This window comes from Streptomyces diacarni, from assembly GCF_003323715.1.
GTDB lineage: Bacteria > Actinomycetota > Actinomycetes > Streptomycetales > Streptomycetaceae > Streptomyces > Streptomyces diacarni.
This window is the reverse complement of the sequence record NZ_QOIN01000046.1, coordinates 196,523-212,379: the sequence shown is the minus strand read 5'-3', so window position 1 is coordinate 212,379 and position 15,857 is coordinate 196,523. Positions and strand designations below refer to the sequence as shown.

The 15,857-nt window shown below is 69.7% G+C and carries 13 protein-coding genes and 1 tRNA gene; 6 read left to right on the top strand and 8 right to left on the bottom strand.

Going from position 1 to position 15,857, the window contains the following annotated elements; genetic code table 11:
* From DTL70_RS17820 to DTL70_RS17795, 6 genes are all read left to right on the top strand, one after another.
* A complete protein-coding gene (locus tag DTL70_RS17820; RefSeq protein WP_114022939.1) occupies positions 1–246 on the top strand; it encodes an acyl carrier protein in 246 nt (81 codons plus the stop codon).
* A complete protein-coding gene (locus DTL70_RS17815; RefSeq protein ID WP_114022938.1) occupies positions 243–1,472 on the top strand; it encodes a beta-ketoacyl-[acyl-carrier-protein] synthase family protein in 1,230 nt (409 codons plus the stop codon). The genes DTL70_RS17820 and DTL70_RS17815 overlap by 4 nt, the downstream gene beginning before the upstream one ends.
* 44 nt (positions 1,473–1,516) lie before the next feature.
* Positions 1,517–2,404, top strand: coding sequence for a DUF6206 family protein (locus DTL70_RS17810; protein ID WP_114022937.1), 888 nt, complete (start codon positions 1,517–1,519; stop codon positions 2,402–2,404).
* The gene (locus tag DTL70_RS17805) at positions 2,391–3,176 is read left to right on the top strand and encodes a 4'-phosphopantetheinyl transferase family protein (protein ID WP_114022936.1); all 786 of its coding nucleotides are present in this window, start codon (positions 2,391–2,393) and stop codon (positions 3,174–3,176) included. Before DTL70_RS17810 ends, DTL70_RS17805 begins: the two co-directional genes overlap by 14 nt.
* Positions 3,177–3,195: 19 nt before the next feature.
* Positions 3,196–4,362 carry a nitroreductase family protein gene (locus DTL70_RS17800; RefSeq protein WP_114022935.1) on the top strand — a complete coding sequence of 389 codons (1,167 nt, stop codon included), beginning with the start codon at positions 3,196–3,198 and terminating at the stop codon, positions 4,360–4,362.
* Positions 4,363–4,726: 364 nt separating this feature from the next.
* Positions 4,727–5,377, top strand: a complete 651-nt coding sequence (locus tag DTL70_RS17795; protein ID WP_245979439.1) for a helix-turn-helix transcriptional regulator — start codon at positions 4,727–4,729, stop codon at positions 5,375–5,377.
* Between the two features lie 77 nt (positions 5,378–5,454).
* Here the strand turns inward: DTL70_RS17795 and DTL70_RS17790 are convergent, their stop codons facing one another.
* The 8 genes from DTL70_RS17790 to eboE all read right to left on the bottom strand — a co-directional run bounded on the left by DTL70_RS17790 (position 5,455) and on the right by eboE (position 15,853).
* Positions 5,455–5,772, bottom strand: a complete 318-nt coding sequence (locus DTL70_RS17790; RefSeq protein ID WP_114023199.1) for a RedY protein — start codon at positions 5,770–5,772, stop codon at positions 5,455–5,457.
* 56 nt (positions 5,773–5,828) lie between these two features.
* Positions 5,829–6,995 carry an L-prolyl-[peptidyl-carrier protein] dehydrogenase gene (redW, locus tag DTL70_RS17785; protein WP_114022934.1) on the bottom strand — a complete coding sequence of 389 codons (1,167 nt, stop codon included), beginning with the start codon at positions 6,993–6,995 and terminating at the stop codon, positions 5,829–5,831.
* A complete protein-coding gene (locus DTL70_RS17780) occupies positions 6,985–9,834 on the bottom strand; it encodes a beta-ketoacyl [acyl carrier protein] synthase domain-containing protein (protein ID WP_114022933.1) in 2,850 nt (949 codons plus the stop codon). The genes redW and DTL70_RS17780 overlap by 11 nt, the downstream gene beginning before the upstream one ends.
* Before the next feature lie 39 nt (positions 9,835–9,873).
* Positions 9,874–10,602, bottom strand: a complete 729-nt coding sequence (locus DTL70_RS17775; RefSeq protein ID WP_245979438.1) for an AfsR/SARP family transcriptional regulator — start codon at positions 10,600–10,602, stop codon at positions 9,874–9,876.
* Between the two features lie 1,358 nt (positions 10,603–11,960).
* Positions 11,961–12,048, bottom strand: a tRNA-Leu gene (locus DTL70_RS17770).
* Between the two features lie 159 nt (positions 12,049–12,207).
* Positions 12,208–13,284 carry a sugar phosphate isomerase/epimerase family protein gene (locus tag DTL70_RS17765; RefSeq protein ID WP_114022931.1) on the bottom strand — a complete coding sequence of 359 codons (1,077 nt, stop codon included), beginning with the start codon at positions 13,282–13,284 and terminating at the stop codon, positions 12,208–12,210.
* Entirely contained in the window at positions 13,281–14,675 is a 1,395-nt protein-coding gene (locus tag DTL70_RS17760; RefSeq protein ID WP_114022930.1) for an alkaline phosphatase family protein, read from the bottom strand. The genes DTL70_RS17765 and DTL70_RS17760 overlap by 4 nt, the downstream gene beginning before the upstream one ends.
* Positions 14,672–15,853, bottom strand: a complete 1,182-nt coding sequence (gene eboE, locus DTL70_RS17755; RefSeq protein ID WP_114022929.1) for a metabolite traffic protein EboE — start codon at positions 15,851–15,853, stop codon at positions 14,672–14,674. The genes DTL70_RS17760 and eboE overlap by 4 nt, the downstream gene beginning before the upstream one ends.
* Positions 15,854–15,857: the final 4 nt, after the last annotated feature.

Here is a 15,857-nt window from a genome sequence, read left to right as displayed (position 1 = left end):
ATGAGCGCCATGTACGAGAAGCTGGTCGACATACTCGGCAATCACTTCGCCGTCGACCGCGGGACGATCACCCCGGAAGCGACTTTCGAGGACCTGAAAATGGACTCGCTCTTCCTCGTTGAATTCCTTCTGGTGATCCAGTCGGAATTCGACGTCAAACTCGAAGACGACGCCGCCACCCTGACCGACACCATCGGACACGTGGCGCACTTGCTGGAGGACCGGACCAAGGCCACGGCACAGTGACAGCCTCCGCCCCCGTCGCCGTCACCGGCCTGGGCCTGATCACCGCCTCCGGCATCGGGGCGGAAGAGACCTGGCGGGGCGTCTGCGAGGGACGCTCCGCGGCGGCGCGAGATCCCCGCCTCGAAGGACTCCCCGTCGACATCTCGTGCACGGTTCCGGGCCTGGACCCGGCCCGGCACGTGGGCAGGCGCAGCCCCCTGATGCACGACCGCTTCATCCAACTGGCCGTCGTCGCCGCGCGCGAGGCGGTCGCGGACTGCGGCCTGGACCCTGAGACCTGGGACGGCGCCCGAGTCGGCGTCGTGGTCGGATGCGGGCTCGGCGGTATCGGGACGATGGAGACGCAGCACCGGCGCCTGCTGGAGAACGGCCCCGCGTCGGTCTCGGCGCTGCTGCTGCCGATGCTGGTGCCGAACATGGTCGCCGGCCATCTGGCCATCGACCTGCATGCCACCGGGCCGAACTTCGTGACCGCGACCGCCTGCGCGTCCGGCGGCACGGCCATCGGCACCGCCGCGAGCCTCCTGCGCGACGGCTCCTGCGATGTCGTCCTCGCAGGGGGCACCGAGGCGAACGTCACTCCGCTCATGGTCACCGGCTTCAACCAGATGGGTGCGCTCTCGCGAAGGGTGGACGAGCCGGAAGCCGCCTCACGCCCCTTCGACCAGGACCGGGACGGGTTTGTCATCGGGGAGGGCAGCGGTGTCCTCGTCCTGGAGCGGGAAGCCGACGCATCGGCCCGCGGTGCCCGGATCCGGGCCAGGCTGGCCGGGTACGGCGCCTCCGCCGACGCTCACCACATCACCGCACCCGAACCGGAGGGGACCGGCGTGACGCGGGCGGTCGAGGACGCACTGGCACAGGCGGGCGTCGGCGCCGGCGAGATCGGACACGTCAATGCCCACGGCACCTCCACCCCGCTCAACGACGCCGTCGAGGCGCGGATGCTGCGTCGGGTCATCGGCGACGGCGCAGCGGTGACCTCCACCAAGGGAGTGCTCGGCCACACCCTCGGCGCGGCGGGAGCGATCGAGGCGGCCCTGACGGTGCTCGCCCTCGAACGCTCCACGATCCCGCCGACAGCCAATCTCGGGTGTCAGGACCCCGCACTGGAACTGGATGTCGTCACCGGCCGGCCCCGCGAGGAGAAGATCGAGGCAGCCATGAGCAACTCGTTCGGCTTCGGCGGCCAGAACGCGGTCCTGGTCTTCACCTCCGGCAACTGACTCCACAGGGCGGAAGAAGTCCCGCCGGAAGGAAGTGGCGCCTCATGACGTTCACGGTCCCCGACAGCGATCTGCGGGCGCTGGAGACACGCGTGCGCACGGCGCTCCGCACCTCCGACGACACCGCCTTGCCGCTCCTGGGCCACGGCGAAGTGGCCCTGGTCCTGGAGTTGGCCACCCAGCAGGGTTCGTTCGCCTGCAAGCGGCTCCCCGTCTTCCCCGACCGATACCGGTTCCTCGCTTACGAGCAGGTTCTCGGAACCTACTTGCGCCGGCTGCGTGAGGGCGGCATCCGAGTCGCGGAGACCCGGCTCTGGCACGAACAAGCCGAGGGGGACCGGATCACGGGCTACTGCGTACAAGAGACCCTTCCGCGGAAGCGGTTGTGCTCGTCTTTGCTGCACAGCGAGGGGCAGGCATGGGCCGAGAGCTTCTTCGCCCGGTTCCTCGACCAGGTCGACGGAGCCGTGTCGCCCACTCTCGGGCTCGACGCGCAGGCGTCGAACTGGGTCGACCTCGACGGCGAACTGCTCTACATCGATGTGACCTCACCGCTCATGCGGGACGCGGAGGGCAAGGAGCTCCTGGACACACGGCTCTTCTTCGCCTCGCTTCCCTGGCTGGTGCGGGATCTGGTCAGAACAGCCACTGCCAAGTCCATCTTCGACAAGTTCTACACGACACGCGGCGTGGTGCTCGACTTCCTGGGCAACCTGCACAAAGAGCGCTTGGCCGAACTCATACCGGGCTTCCTGGAACAGGCCAACGCGCGGCTCGCGACACCGCTCACCGAGAAGGAAGTAGCCGGGTACTACCGGGCCGACGCACGCTCCTGGGCCCTCATCCAGCGGCTGCGCAAAGCCGACCGCTTCTGGCATCGCGTGCTGCGCCGCCCGTATCCGTACCTGTTGCCTCCCGATGTCGACCGGTGAGCCGGTACCGCGCGCCCTCGACGGCACCGGACCTCCGCTCGCCCTGGACCCCCGCCTGCCACTGCACATCCACCACTTCGCACCCCGCCTGACACTCGCGGTGGTGTCCATCGCCCGGCTGCGGGGAGCGGGCGACGAGGTGCTCCGACGTCTGTCCGACCGGCATCTGACCCCGCGGGAGGCCGCGCAGGCCGCCGCGATCCCGCGGGCACGCCGACGGTGCGAATGGCTCGCGGGACGACTGGCCGTCAAGCACAGTGTCCGCGCCCACCATCTGCGCCACTGGGGCAGCGTCGTTCGAGGCCGCGCCATAGACGTCGACACCGTCGCCGGTGGAATGCGTGCGGGCAAACCTGTTGTCAACGCGCCGGTGGAGGTGGGGCTCTCCCATTCGGCCGACCTGGCGGTGGCGGCCTGCGGGCCGCACGCGGTGGGGCTCGACCTGGAGCACCAGCGTACGGTCCCGCCGCTGCTGGCCCGACTCCTGCGTGCCGAAGGCGCACCCGGCCGCACAGGTTCTCGCCACCCGCTGCTGGCCCGGATGCCGCTGCCGTTGCGCTGGGCCTGCAAGGAGGCCGTGCTGAAACACTACGGATTCGGGCTCCGGGTCGACGCCGGCGAAGTGCAACTGACCGGGTGGGCCTCGGACGGCCGGTTCACCTGGCGTGCCGGGGCGGATCTGCTGCGCCACGCCCCGGCGTCCGGCAACGGGCTCACGGAGAGCTGGGCACTGGAGATCGACGGCTATTACCTGGCCGTGGTCAGCGCGTAGGAATCCAGAGGGAGGACGGATGCAGCCGACGGACATGAAGGAGCACGCCCCGGAGGAGGAGTTCGGTGCCGCGCTGACCGCCGCGACCGCGCTGGCCGCGCACGCGCCCTCGTCGCACAACTGCCAGCCATGGGGGATCGTGCGGCTGGCCGGCACGCGCGCACGGGCGGCTGCGGGGCACGTGCTCGGCGTCGAGCCCCGGCCGGACGAGGAGTACGTGGCGCTCGCCCTCGACCACGAGCGCGAACTCTCGGCTCTGCCCGCGCACGCGACCGAGATGCGGGTCAGTTGCGGTGCTTACTGGCGCATACTGCTACGCGGTCTCGCAGCGCAGGGCTGGCACGCCACCCGAACACGCACACCGGCGTCCGAAGCCGCCCCTGTACACGGCTGGCCCCACCGATGGTCGCTGCTGTGCATCGGAGCACTGCGCCGAACCGCGACGTGTCAGGGAAGTCTCGCGGAACTGCACGGCGCGGTACACAACCGCCGTACCTGTCGCGGGCCCTACCGGAGCGAGCCCCTGGACCCGGCTGTCCTCACGATCCTGGAGCGCCCCTCCGAAGCCCCCGGTGCGGCGCCCGCCGGCACCGTGACCACACAGCACATCACCCAGCCTCACCTCGTCCGCGCCTTCGCGGACTTCTGCGCACAACACGCCGGGCGGGACTTCAGCCATCACAAAGCCTGGCGGGAGACCCATTCCTTCCTCCGCTGGAGCGCAGCGCACGCCCGCAGCCGGGGCGACGGGTTCACCCTGCCACAGCTCTTCGGCCCGCTCTCGCCCCTGCGGCAGTTGAGCACGCGGGTGCTCCTCAACCCCAAAGTGCTGCTGCCCCTGTGCGGCCTCGGATACCACCGCAGGCTGGCCGCCGGGGTGGCGACGCTCATCCGGGAGAGCACCCCCGGACTGTTGGCCATGGGCTTCGAGGCCCGACGACCAGGACTCGCCGACATGCTGGCCGGCGGCGCCCGGCTCGCGGACTACTGGCTGGCGGCGACAGAGGCGGGAGTCGCCCTGCATCCCCTCAGCGTCGCCGTCCAGCACGAGGACCTGCGGCAGGAGTTGCAGAAGAGTCTGGGCCTCAGGGGCCGCACCTTCTTCATCAGCCGACTGGGCAGCCCCGAGGTGCAGGGCTCACCCACGCTCAGGCGGCAGGGCTCCGCGGTACACCACCCCCTGTGACCTGGTTCGCAACACCGGATTCCGGGCCGTAGCCGGGCACCGGTGGACCAGGCCTGGAGACGGCACGCCGACTCCGGGATGGCCGCATCATGCACTCGTTCCGTCCGGTAGGGCGAGCGGGAAAACGCTCATTCTCTGTTGATTGAGCATTCGGATCATCCTGATAGGAATTCCTGGATACCAACTGCCCGACGTGCTAACGTTGCGCAATCGCAGGAAACGGGGGACGATCACCTATGAGTGTGGGATTGCTGACGGGCCGCTGGGTCAGCAGAAAGCGCGCCAGACCCCCCGCCCGATACGCGCGGGAAGCTCATCCATACAGACACCCCCCTCGACCCGAAGGCGTCAAGGGGGTTGCGTCATGAGCACGGACATATTGATTTACTGCGACAAGTTGATCATGTGCCAGGGGATGCATGCCCTGCTGGTCCAGCACAACCTGCAGGTCACAGCGGAGATGTCGATGCGACGGGTCGTCGCGCTCGCGACGGAGGACCCGCCCGATGTGATCGTCGTGGTCAGTCCGGCCCTCACGGTGGACGACCAGCAGGAGCTTGCCGACCTCGCCCGGCTGGGCAAGGTACTCATGCTCGCCAAGGCGGAGAATCTACCCCGGTCTTTCGAGGCATTAAAAGTCGGAGTGCGCGCCGTACTGTCCGTGGAAAGCTCGATCGACGAGCTTCTGCATGTCATAGAAACACTGGTCAGAGTCGACGCAATTGTCGTTCCGGTAGCAGCCCGGAAATCTGTCGAAATGCTGGCACGCCCCTGCGTTCCTCCCACGGCCGGTAATACACTGACGGTTCGGGAGAGCGAAGTCTTGTTGCTACTCGCCCAGGGGCTGGTGAACGACGAAATCGCCACGAAACTGTCGGTTTCCAGCGCCACAATCCGTTCTCACGTACACAATCTGATGCACAAACTCAGCGTACGGTCACGGGCGCAGGCGGTCGCTCTCGCTTATGAGACCGGCCTGATCAACACGATCGGGCGGAACGTACCGCAGCGCTGAGATTCCGCGCCCCTCCCCCGCCCCCTCCCCTGTCCTCGCCCCGGGCCCCCCGGGGCCGCGGGCCCGCACCGGCCACGTCATCCCGCCACGTAACCGGAGCCGACGCGCTCTCCGGCCAACTCGTCCACCACCAGTGCCAGTTCGTCGAATGCGGCCGCCAGCTTCCGGAAAACATCCCCTTCCATGTCTTTCCGGAACGCTTCGCGGCTCCGTACCGAGATGACCTCGAAGTAGTCGCAGGACGCGGTATCTCCGGCCGGAACACGCTGTACGCCGAAGGAGATCACGCTGGGAAGCCGGGTGCAGGCAGCGTAGTCCGACTCACGCACCCACGTTTCGAACCTGGCAGAGGTCACGCCGTCCCGCAGACGGATCCGATGCACGATCACATCCATGCTGTACTCCATTCTCTTCCTGGCGAGACCGCTCTCCCACCTCGCCTGCGTCAAAGTCAGCGGCTTCTCACAGCGGTCCGGCGCCGGGTACCGAGACCGAGCGCACGGGCCGCGTTGTTCTTCTGGATCTCGTTCGTCCCCGAAAAGATCCTGGCCGGCAGGGCGTCACGCAGCAGGCTCTCGGCCTCACCGTCCAGTACCCCCGAAGCGCCGCGCAACTGGATCGCGTCCAGACCGATCTGCACCGCCGCCTCACTCACGGCGATTTTCGCCAGAGCCGGAGCCACCTCGTCGTCGACGCCGTCAGCCAGCCCCTTGGCAGCCTTGTACAACAGCAGCCGTGCCGATTCGTACCGTGCCATCATGTCCACCACCCGATGGCTCACGGCCTGGAAGCCACCCACCGGCGTGCCGAACTGCTCCCGGTCCCGGACGTGCGCGACGGTGGAGTCGAGCACCCGCTTCATGGCTCCCAGGTAGATGGCGAACAGGCAGATACGCTCCCACTTCATCGAGCACGAGAAGACCGCCGCACCCGAGCCCTCGGCCCCCAGCAGGTGTGTGTCCGGTACGAGGCATCCGTCGAGGTGGACGTCTGCCATGGGGGACCCGCGCAAGCCGACCTTGTCGTACCGACGGCCCACCGTCAGGCCGGGTGTGCCGGCCTCCACCAGGAAGGTGCTCAACCCGAAGAAGCCACCGTCCGGGTCGGTGACGGCCTGCACCACGAACACGTCCGCCACCGGGGAGTTGGTGGTGAAGCACTTCGATCCCGTGAGCCGGTAGGCACTGCCCTCCCGGACGGCACGGGTGCGCAGACTCAGTGCGTCCGAACCGGCCTCCGGTTCGGTGATGCAGTGTGCCGCGATCTGCTCGCCCGAGCCGAGCGCGGGGAGCCAGTGCTTCTTCTGCTCCTCGGTGCCGAATTCGGCGATGGGTGTGGCCGCGGCGAACAGGTGGGCGGCCACCGAGAAGGCGAACCCGACGTCCGTGCAACTGAGCCCGAGTGCCTCCATCATGGCCGCACACGTGAGCGCGTCCAGTCCGCTCCCTCCGTACGCGACGGGCAGACTGCTGCCGACCAAGCCCTGCCGGCCTGCCCGGGACCAGCGGCGGCGGAAGTCCCCGGCATCGAACGCGGCCGGGGCGGCGAGCTCACGGTGCGCGAACCGGGTGACCATGTCGCGCATTTCTTCCGTCTCCGCGCAGAAGTCAAAGTCCATGGCTGTCGATGTACTCCTCAAGCAGCAGGTGATAGTTGATGCCGCCGGTGCCGAACGAGCTGACACCCGCACGCCGGGGCCGGCCGGTGCCGGTGTGCCAGGCACGCGGGCGCGTCGCGATACGGGCCGGTATCCGCTCGAGTTCCAGTGCGGGAGGCACGGAATGGAGGTTGGCGTTGGGCGGCAGGGTTTCGGACCGCATGGCCAGCAGGGCTCGCAGCAGGCCTCCCGCGCCGGCAGCCGCGAAGGTGTGCCCGAAGAATGATTTGCCGGATCCGATCTCCAGGGGCTTTCGGCCGGGCCGTGCGTAGACCTGCCGTATGGCGGCGGCCTCCACCTGGTCGCCGACCCGGGTCCCGGTTCCGTGCGACTCCAGGTAGTCCACGGCCTCGGGCCCGAAGTCCACTTGCGTGAAGGCCTGTTCCATGGCGCGCGCCTGGCCGGCCGCGTCCGGGGCGATAAGGGACTTGGCGTCGTTCGAGGCGCCCACACCGCGCAGCAGGCCGTGGATCGGATCGCCGTCTTGGCGGGCGTCCCCGTACCGCTTCAGCAGAAAGAGCGCACAGCCGTCGCCGGGACTGAAGCCGTCGGCGGACTCGTCGAACGGAGTGATCTTTTCGTGTGAAAGCAGCCCGAGTGCCGAGCAGAGCACCATGTCACGCGCGTTGCAGGGGAGTTCCACACCGCCGGCGAGCGCGTAGTCCACGCTTCCGGTTCTCAGCCGGTTGACGGCCAGATCCACGGCCGCCAACGACGAGGCGCAGGCGGCTTCCACAGCCACGGGGACAGCGGCGATGCCGAACTCGTTGGCGACGAGGGCGGCGATCCCGCTCGCCAGACAACCGTCCAGCGCCCCCGGCGACTCCAGCGCAGGGGCGCCACCGTTCAGCTCACGAAGCGACTTCAGCAGCAGTTCCCTCTCATGGGGGCTCCATCCCGCCAACGCGTCGAGCGACCGCACCAACTCCTCGAACAGGTCCACAGACAGTTCGGTGTTCACACGCCGCTCCCTGGAAAGCCCCAGGTTGCTTCCCACAGCCACCAGCCCGGCTCCGGTCAGTGTCTCGGTCGACAGGCCGGGCCGGTCGAACAGCTCTGCGGCCACCGCCAGGCCTACACGCTGTGCGGCGTCCAGTTCCCCGAAGCGTGCGGGAGGGATGCGCAACCCCGCGGGAGGGCTCTCGGGCACGGTCATCGGTGCCCCGTACTCCGCATAGCTGCGGTTGACGCTGAGGGCGGACGGGCTGTGGTACAGGTCCCGTTCCAACAACGTCTCGGGCACCGGTCGGATCCGATCTCGCCCGGAGAGCGTCGCGTCCCAAAAAGCACCGGCGTCGGCCGTGTCGGCGAACCTGCCGCCGAACCCCACCACGGCTATCGGCTCAGGCGCGTGCACCCTCCACCGGGGCCGCGCCGGGGTCGGTGCGGCGACCGCTGCCGCCGCCGACTCCGCGGTCTCCCGGTGCTCTTCCATGATCAGGTGGCATAGCGCACCCGTCAGCGACGCCCCACTGACCACAGCGCGGCGCGGTGAGCCGTCCGGGGGCTGTCGCCACTCCTCGGTGTCGAGGGGGGCGCGGAACCGCGGGGCCGGGGGGCCGGGGTCCTCCCCCCAGGCTTCCCTGCGCAGAGGCGGTATCCTCCGGTGGTGCAGTGCCAGGGCGACTTTGCTCACGGCAGCCATCCCGATATTCGCGAAGGTGTGCCCCAGCCGGTCCCTGACGCTGCCGACGGCCACAGGCGGTGCCGCGTCGTCCCGCACACCGGCGCAGGATTCGGCCGCCAACCTCGGGTCGTTCCCGGTGAACTCCAGGTACTGGGCCCCGGCGTGGTACCGCCCCACGCGGCGCCAACTCTCGACGGCCGCCTGCCGGTACCGGTCGGCCGAGGCCGGATAGCGGAACACACCACGGCGTGTGTCATGGCCCAAGGTGCAGTCGAGGAGCTTCGCGTAGACGCGGTCACCGTCCTGCGACGCCGAGGAGAGGCGTTTGAGCAGCACAGCTCCGACGCCTTCGCCCAGTGCCGCGGAGACGGACGGGTCCGCGCCGGCCGTCCGGGCCGGGAGCACTCCTTTGGCGGCAAGCGCGTACGGGGCCAAGCGCCCCTCGCGGCACTGGCCGGCGAGGACCAGGACGGTGTCGCTCACTCCGGCACGCAAGCTGTCCATCGCATGCGCGATCCCCAGGTAGGAGGTCGCGTCGGCGGACTCCAGGGCCAATGTGCGTCCACGCAGGCGGAACGCGGCCGCCACCCGCGCGGGAATGGTGCTGGCCATTTCCCCTATCCGATCGTGGGGCGAGGCACCGAAACGCTTCATGGCCGCAGTCCGGAACTCCTCGGCTGCCGCGGTGCCCACCGCCGCGCCCCCATCACCGACAGCGCTGAGCGCCTGTTCCAGGCTGCGTGCGTATCGGCTGCTCTCCACCCGCGCGGCGTTCGCATACTGCCGGTCGAGCCCGAAGCAGGTCCCGGTCACCACATCGGTGCGCTCGGAGGGCAGCGGGCGCTGCGCGTACCCGGCGTCGCTCAGGCACTGGCGCGCCGCTTCCACCATGAGAAGCTGCATGCGCGCCATGGATGCCGCCTGGGCCGGCGGTATGCCGAAGCGCGCGACATCGATCTCGACGTCCCCGAGCCCCTGCTTCTCCGGCTCGGACGCCGCCTCGGTACGCAGAGGTCTCTTCCCGGCCTCCTGGTCGCCTTCCGTGAGTAGCCGCCAGTAGTCGGTGGCCCCACGGGCTGCCGGGTACAGCGCCGCGACGCCCACCACGGCAATCGGCTCGTTCTGCTGATTGCGGAGGTTCTCCTCGGTGCCCGTGGCTGGTCCCGCGTCCATGCGAACCGCTCCTGTTCCGTTGCGAGATGATCGTCTGCGTCAGCCGAGGGGCAGGCCGTTGCGCCCAGGCTCGCGTCGGCCCCATCGCGCACCGGCACGACCGAGCGCGGGATCATGGCTGAGGATCTCGGCGTGAAGGCGCTGCAACGGCGCGGCGGGCCGGATGCCCAGTTCGTCGTCGAGACGGCGCTGGGTGAGACGGAAGAGTTCCAGCGCGTCGCTCTGCCTGCCGGATCGGTACAGCGCCAGCATCAGGAGTTCGCAGAAACGCTCCCGCAACGGGTACTGAGCTGTGAGCTGACGCAGATCGGCGATCACCCGCGACTCGTCTCCGAGAATGAGCCGGGCGCTGGCCAGGTCCTCGAACACCGTCAGCCGCCGCTCCTCGAAAAGCGTGGCGGCGCTGCGGCACCGGAGCCCGTCTCCCGCATCGAGCAGTGCCGGGCCCCGCCACAGCGCGAGGGCGGATTCCAGGTGATGGAGCGCCGTTCCAGGCGCTCCCAGCAGGGCATCGGCCCCACGGGCCGCGTGATCGAGAAACCTGTTTCCGTCGACGCAGTCCCGGGAGATGTTGAGGAGGTACCCGTTCGGAACCGCGCGCAGGACCGCGGCGTGCTGTTCGGTATGTCCCAGCAGCCGGCGCACTCTCGTGGCGTGTGCCTGCAGCGCGTTGCGAGGATTCCCCACCGGATGCCCCGCCCACAGCTCGTCTGCCAGATCCACGTGTGAGACGACATGCCCCGGCTCCAGGGCCAGGGTGGCCAGCATGGCCCGGACCTTGCTGGCCCGCACCCCGACGGTATGCCCTTCGCAGGAGACGGAAAACGGACCGAGTATGTCAATTTCCACAGCTTGCTTCCCCCATGATGCTTGAACTCGCGCACCGGCCATACCGATGGAATTCGCGCATTGCTTTCTCTGCGGCCCGAGCCGCAGACCGCAGGACGAACGAGTGCCTTTCGATACCGCAATCGTTCGCCCTCCGGGAAAACCCCGGGGTACGAGATTCCATCGGCACCCACCTGAAGAGGTGGCGAATCGAATGCCGTACGACTCCGTGTTACCTATTCGCTCATCGCTACGGGTTGGTTTCCTGTTTCAGGCGGGCCATGCTTTCAGCAAGCAGCGCAAGTGTCATCCAACGATCGGATTGTTCTTCCCGTGAACGTCCTACGTAACTGGGCCACCACACTCATCCTTCCGTTGGACTGTCAACGCGTCACCTCAACAGACGTGCAGAAGTCCGCCCCGCGCCCCTCCCCCACCTGTGCACCGCCAGGCGGTCACTCATCCCGCCCCGTCCAGCGGGAGACCCCCTCCGAGCAGGCCATGCCGCACCCCGATTCCTTCGAGCGGCGACACCGGAGGGGCCCTACGGGGGGGCAGCAGGCAGCTCAACGGCCTCCGAAGGACGTGGTCAGCACCTCGGAGGCGGGCCGCCTCGGAGAAGTGGGCGGCCAGGTTCGGCCGTGTCCCGGTCGCGGCGGCCCGGCCTTCTACGCCGCATCGCCCAGGCCCCAGGCCCCAGGCCCTAAGGCCACACTGCGGACGCCCAGCCCGACGCCGGGGCGCATGGACCCTCCAGTCCCCCACCGTTCTCACCCGGCCGGCCAACCCAGCCAGGTGACGACCGGGGAATCCGAAAGCTACCGGAGGAGAAACACAACTCTTGGTGAACCCTTCCCGGCAAATCGAGCCGTGCGAGGCGAGAGCTGCCGCCGTGGTGGCGCGACGCGGCCGGAATCACCATTCGCTGTTATCCGGTCGGCATTCCACATCGCGTATGAAGCGCGCGAAGGTGCTGAGCGGGACTCGCGAGGCCGGGTAGTGCGGTCGAGAACATCCTGGCCGATCGGGCCGCTCGACGAATGGATCGCAAAGCTCTTCTCCCCGCACGGCTCAAGACATCGGCTCCCCGCGCGGCTCAGGACATCGGCCTCATGGCCGGCGCCGCGATCCGGTAGGCCGCACCACAGGACACAGGACACAGGACAAGGCCGAGCCCTACGACCAACTCGGGCTCCCGCTCACGTACGCCTCGGACAAGGCCGCAGTCCCGGCGGAGACCGCTCCCGGCCCCGGAAACAGCAAATCCCCACGGCCTACGGGGGCCGTGGGGAAATGGCTGGTGTCCGAGGGGGGACTCGAACCCCCACGCCCGATAAAGGGCACTAGCACCTCAAGCTAGCGCGTCTACCATTCCGCCACCCGGACTGGGCTGTGCCACGTCAGCGGGACTGCCGTGGCGACGCCCGTAACGATACCAAGGGTTTGGAGTGCTTCTCACCTGGGTTTCCTGGCGGAAAGAAGCACTATGCCCCTTTTAAGGGGAAACATCCGCGAGTGGTGTGGGCGGCGGGTCGCCGGGGGCGGTCACCGCCTTCCGCGCAGGTACGCCGCCGAGCGGCGGGCCGAGGTGAGGGAGCCGGCCGGGTTGGCGGCCGGGTCGACCGCGTCGTCGCGCTCCATCAGCCAGTGATGGCCGCCCCGGCCGTGCCCGTGGCGGCCACGCCGCAGCACGGTGGCGACGAAGTGCTCGTAGTCGAGGTCGCCGTCGCCGACGTCGACCATGTGGAGGCCGTCGGCGGACGCCTCGTCGTGTTCGCCGTCCTTGACGTGGAAGAGGGGGTAGCGGTGCGGGGCGGCCAGCACGTAGTCGAGGGGTTCGAAGGGGGCCGGGGTGCCGTCGGCGCGTGTGCTGAAGCGGTACTGGCCGGCGAACGCCCAGTAGATGTCCATCTCCAGGTAGACCAGCTCGGGGTCGGTCTCGGCGAGGAGGACGTCGTAGAGGCGGACGTGGGGCTTGTCCTCGGCGAAGCCGAACTCCATCTGGTGGTTGTGCTGGTAGAACTTCAGGCCGCGTGCGCGGGCGGCGGCTCCGTAGGTGTTGAAGTCCTCGGCCGCGCGCTTCCAGCCGTCGACGGTGCGGCCGTAGCGGTCGGGGCTGGCGGCCGTGCCGACGTGCGGGAGACCGAGTGCGGCCGCGTCGTCGACGACCTTCTCCAGTTGGGTGGCGAAGGTGTAGTCGTCCGGGTTGTCCGAGTGGTAGCCGACGTGGCTGCCGATGCCGCGCAGCCCGTGGTCCCGCATCAGCCGTTTGAGCTGCCGCAGCGTGAGGTCGCCGGTGCCCTGGGTGTAGCCGGCGAACTCCACCGAGTCGTAGCCGTAGCGCTCCAGCTCGCGGAAGACGGTGGCGAAGCCGAGCTCCTGTACCTGGTCGCGGACGGTGTAGAGCTGGATACCGAGCTTTCCGCGCGGAACGATCGGCCGGTGGCCGTGGCCGTGGCCGTGCCCCGGGGCGGGGTGCCGGTCGGTGGCGGGCTCGGCGGCGGCGGAACCGGCGCCGAGCAGCGTGGCGGCCGTGGCGCCGGCGGCGACGCCGAGGAAGCCGCGGCGGCGCAGGGTGTGGTCGAGCTCGGGGTGCTGGGGCTGTGCGGATCTGTGCGTCATGAGGCATCTCCCAGTGCGAGGTCGAGGAGCAGGCGTTTGACGTCGGTGGCGGGGAAGGGCCGGTCCCCTGCTGCGCGGCCCAGTGCGTCGGGGCGGGAGCACAGGAGGACGGGTCCGTCTTCGGTGCGCTCCGGCAGCCTGCCGTGGCTGCCGCGGATCGGTGACGGGTCGAGGGGGACGACGGCCATGCGGTAGCGCATGCCGGTCTTCTTGCGGGCCAGCGCGGCGGCGGCGCGCAGCTTGACGTAGGGGTCGTGCGGGTCCATGAACAGCTCGACGGGGTCGTAGCCGGGTTTGCGGTGGATCTCGACGAGCTGCGCGAAGTCGGGGGCGCGGCGGTCGTCGAGCCAGTAGTAGTAGGTGAACCAGGCGTCGGGTTCGGCGACGGCGACGAGTTCGCCGGAGCGGGGGTGGTCCAGTCCGGCTTCCTTCTTGCCCGTCTCGTCCAGCAGCCGCTCCAGGCCTGGCAGGCCGGACAGCGCCTCGCGGGTGGCGGGCAGGTCGGCTGGGTCGCGGACGTAGACGTGGGCGAGTTGGTGGTCGGCGACGGCGAAGGCCTTCGACGTCCAGGGGTCGAGGTACTCCATGCCGTCCTGGGTGTGGACCTCCAGCAGTCCGGCGCGGCGCAGTACGCGGTTGATGTCGACGTGGCGGCGCACCGGGGTGATGCCGTACTCGGACAGGACGACGACGGTGCGGCCTTCGGCGCGGGCGTCGGCCAGCAGGGGGGCGAGGGCGGCGTCGACGTCGGCGGCGGCGCGGTGTGCGCGGGGGTCGTCGGGTCCGTGGCGCTGGAGGTCGTAGTCGAGGTGGGGGACGTAGGCGAGGGCCAGGTCGGGGCGGCGGGTGCGCAGGATGTGGCGGGTGGCGTCGATGATCCACTGCGAGGAGGTCAGGTCGGCACCCGGGCCCCAGAAGGTGAACAGGGGGAAGTCGCCCAGTTCGGCCACCAGTTCGTCGTGCAGGTCGGGGGGCCGGGTGTAGCAGTCGGGTTCCTTGCGGCCGTCGGCGTAGTAGACGGGGCGCGGGGTGACGGTCCAGTCGGTGTCGGCGCCCATCGCGTACCACCAGCAGATGTTGGCCACCGTGTAGCCGGGCTGCCGTGCCCGGGCCGCGTGCCACAGCTTCTCGCCGCCGACGAGCGCGTTGTGCTGCCGCCACAGCAGGACGTCGCCGAGTTCGCGGAAGTACCAGCCGTTGCCGACGATGCCGTGGCCCGTGGGGAGTTCGCCGGTCAGGAACGTGGACTGGGCGGCGCAGGTGACGGCGGGCAGCACCGTGTGGAGGGGGGTGGAGGCGCCTTCCCGGGCGAGGGCGCGCAGGTTCGGCATCCGCTCCAGCAGCGCGGGGGTGAGCCCGACGACGTCGATGACCAGCAGCGGGGTACTCATGGCAGCTCCTTGAGTCCGAGGCCGATGAGGAGGTCGCGGGCCGTGGCCAGCTCGGCGGCGAGGCCGTCGGCGAGCTGGGCGCGGGTGGTGGGGCGCAGCCCGGGCGGCAGGGCCTGCCAGGTGTAGGTCTCCACCTCCAGGTGCCGGGTCAGCGGTGTCGGGCCGCCGACCAGGTGGGTGAGGGCGGAGCGGAGCACGGGGGTGGTGGCGCGCAGCGGCTCGGCGAGCGGGGCGTGCAGGGGCACGTGGAAGTGGGACCGCCAGGGGCCTTCGGTGGGCAGGGCGCCGGGGGCGAGCGCCCGGTCGAGGTCGTCGGTGGCGCGCAGGGTGCCCGCGGGGGTGAGGGCGCGGGTCTGGTGCAGGAAGCGCGGCTCGGCGAACTCGGCGAGCGCGTCGCGCACCTCGGGCCGCTCCGGGTGTTCGGCGTGCAGGGCGGCCGACAGCTGCGCCTTGACGACGGTCAGTCCCGCTTCGCCGAGCGCCGCGACCGCCTTGGCGGGGTCCTCGAACGCGGTGGCCAGGTGGCAGGTGTCCAGGCAGACGCCGATCCGGTGCGGGGGCGGTCCGCCTTCCCCGGTCAGCGCCTCGACGGCGTCGGCTGTCGTCTCCACGGTGCAGCCGGGTTCGGGTTCCAGGCCGACGCGTACGGACCGTCCGGTCAGCTCCTCCAGCGCGTCCAGCCGCCCGGCGAGGGTGTGCAGGCGGGTCAGTGCGCGGTGCCGGGCCTCGGCGTCGAAGCCGGTGCGCCAGGCCAGCGGCAGCGTGGAGATGCTGCCTTCGTGCACGTCGTCGGGCAGCAGCGCGGTCAGCAGCCTGGCGAGGTCGGTGGTGTGGTCCAGGCGTGCGTCGTCGGTCCAGTCGGGGCGGTAGACGCGGTACTTGACGTGCTCGTCGCCGAAGCCCTGGTAGGGGAAGCCGTTGAGGGTGACGACCTCCAGGCCCGCCCGGTCCAGACCGGTGCGCAGCCTGCGGACGGCCGCCGGGTCGTCGGTGAGGGTGCGGGCGGCGTCGCGGGCCAGCCACAGGCCGATGCCGAGCCGGTCGCGGTGGAGCCGGCGCCGTACCGGTTCCGCGTACTCGGTCAGTTGGTCGAGGACGCCGTCGAGTTGTTCGGCGGCGTGGACGTTGGTGCAGTAGGCGAGGTGGACGGTGGTGCCGTCGGGGTGCCGGAATCGCATGGCC

What these genes read in the sequence shown, in the direction of transcription:
- DTL70_RS17805 (WP_114022936.1), top strand. Translation starts at nt 2,391, where the DNA reads ATGTCGACCGGTGAGCCGGTACCGCGCGCCCTCGACGGCACCGGACCT.
- DTL70_RS17820 (WP_114022939.1), top strand. Translation starts at nt 1, where the DNA reads ATGAGCGCCATGTACGAGAAGCTGGTCGACATACTCGGCAATCACTTC.
- eboE (WP_114022929.1), bottom strand. Translation starts at nt 15,853, where the DNA reads ATGCGATTCCGGCACCCCGACGGCACCACCGTCCACCTCGCCTACTGC.
- redW (WP_114022934.1), bottom strand. Translation starts at nt 6,995, where the DNA reads ATGGACTTTGACTTCTGCGCGGAGACGGAAGAAATGCGCGACATGGTC.
- DTL70_RS17795 (WP_245979439.1), top strand. Translation starts at nt 4,727, where the DNA reads ATGAGCACGGACATATTGATTTACTGCGACAAGTTGATCATGTGCCAG.
- DTL70_RS17810 (WP_114022937.1), top strand. Translation starts at nt 1,517, where the DNA reads ATGACGTTCACGGTCCCCGACAGCGATCTGCGGGCGCTGGAGACACGC.
- DTL70_RS17760 (WP_114022930.1), bottom strand. Translation starts at nt 14,675, where the DNA reads ATGAGTACCCCGCTGCTGGTCATCGACGTCGTCGGGCTCACCCCCGCG.
- DTL70_RS17800 (WP_114022935.1), top strand. Translation starts at nt 3,196, where the DNA reads ATGCAGCCGACGGACATGAAGGAGCACGCCCCGGAGGAGGAGTTCGGT.
- DTL70_RS17775 (WP_245979438.1), bottom strand. Translation starts at nt 10,602, where the DNA reads ATGCTGGCCACCCTGGCCCTGGAGCCGGGGCATGTCGTCTCACACGTG.
- DTL70_RS17780 (WP_114022933.1), bottom strand. Translation starts at nt 9,834, where the DNA reads ATGGACGCGGGACCAGCCACGGGCACCGAGGAGAACCTCCGCAATCAG.
- DTL70_RS17790 (WP_114023199.1), bottom strand. Translation starts at nt 5,772, where the DNA reads ATGGATGTGATCGTGCATCGGATCCGTCTGCGGGACGGCGTGACCTCT.
- DTL70_RS17765 (WP_114022931.1), bottom strand. Translation starts at nt 13,284, where the DNA reads ATGACGCACAGATCCGCACAGCCCCAGCACCCCGAGCTCGACCACACC.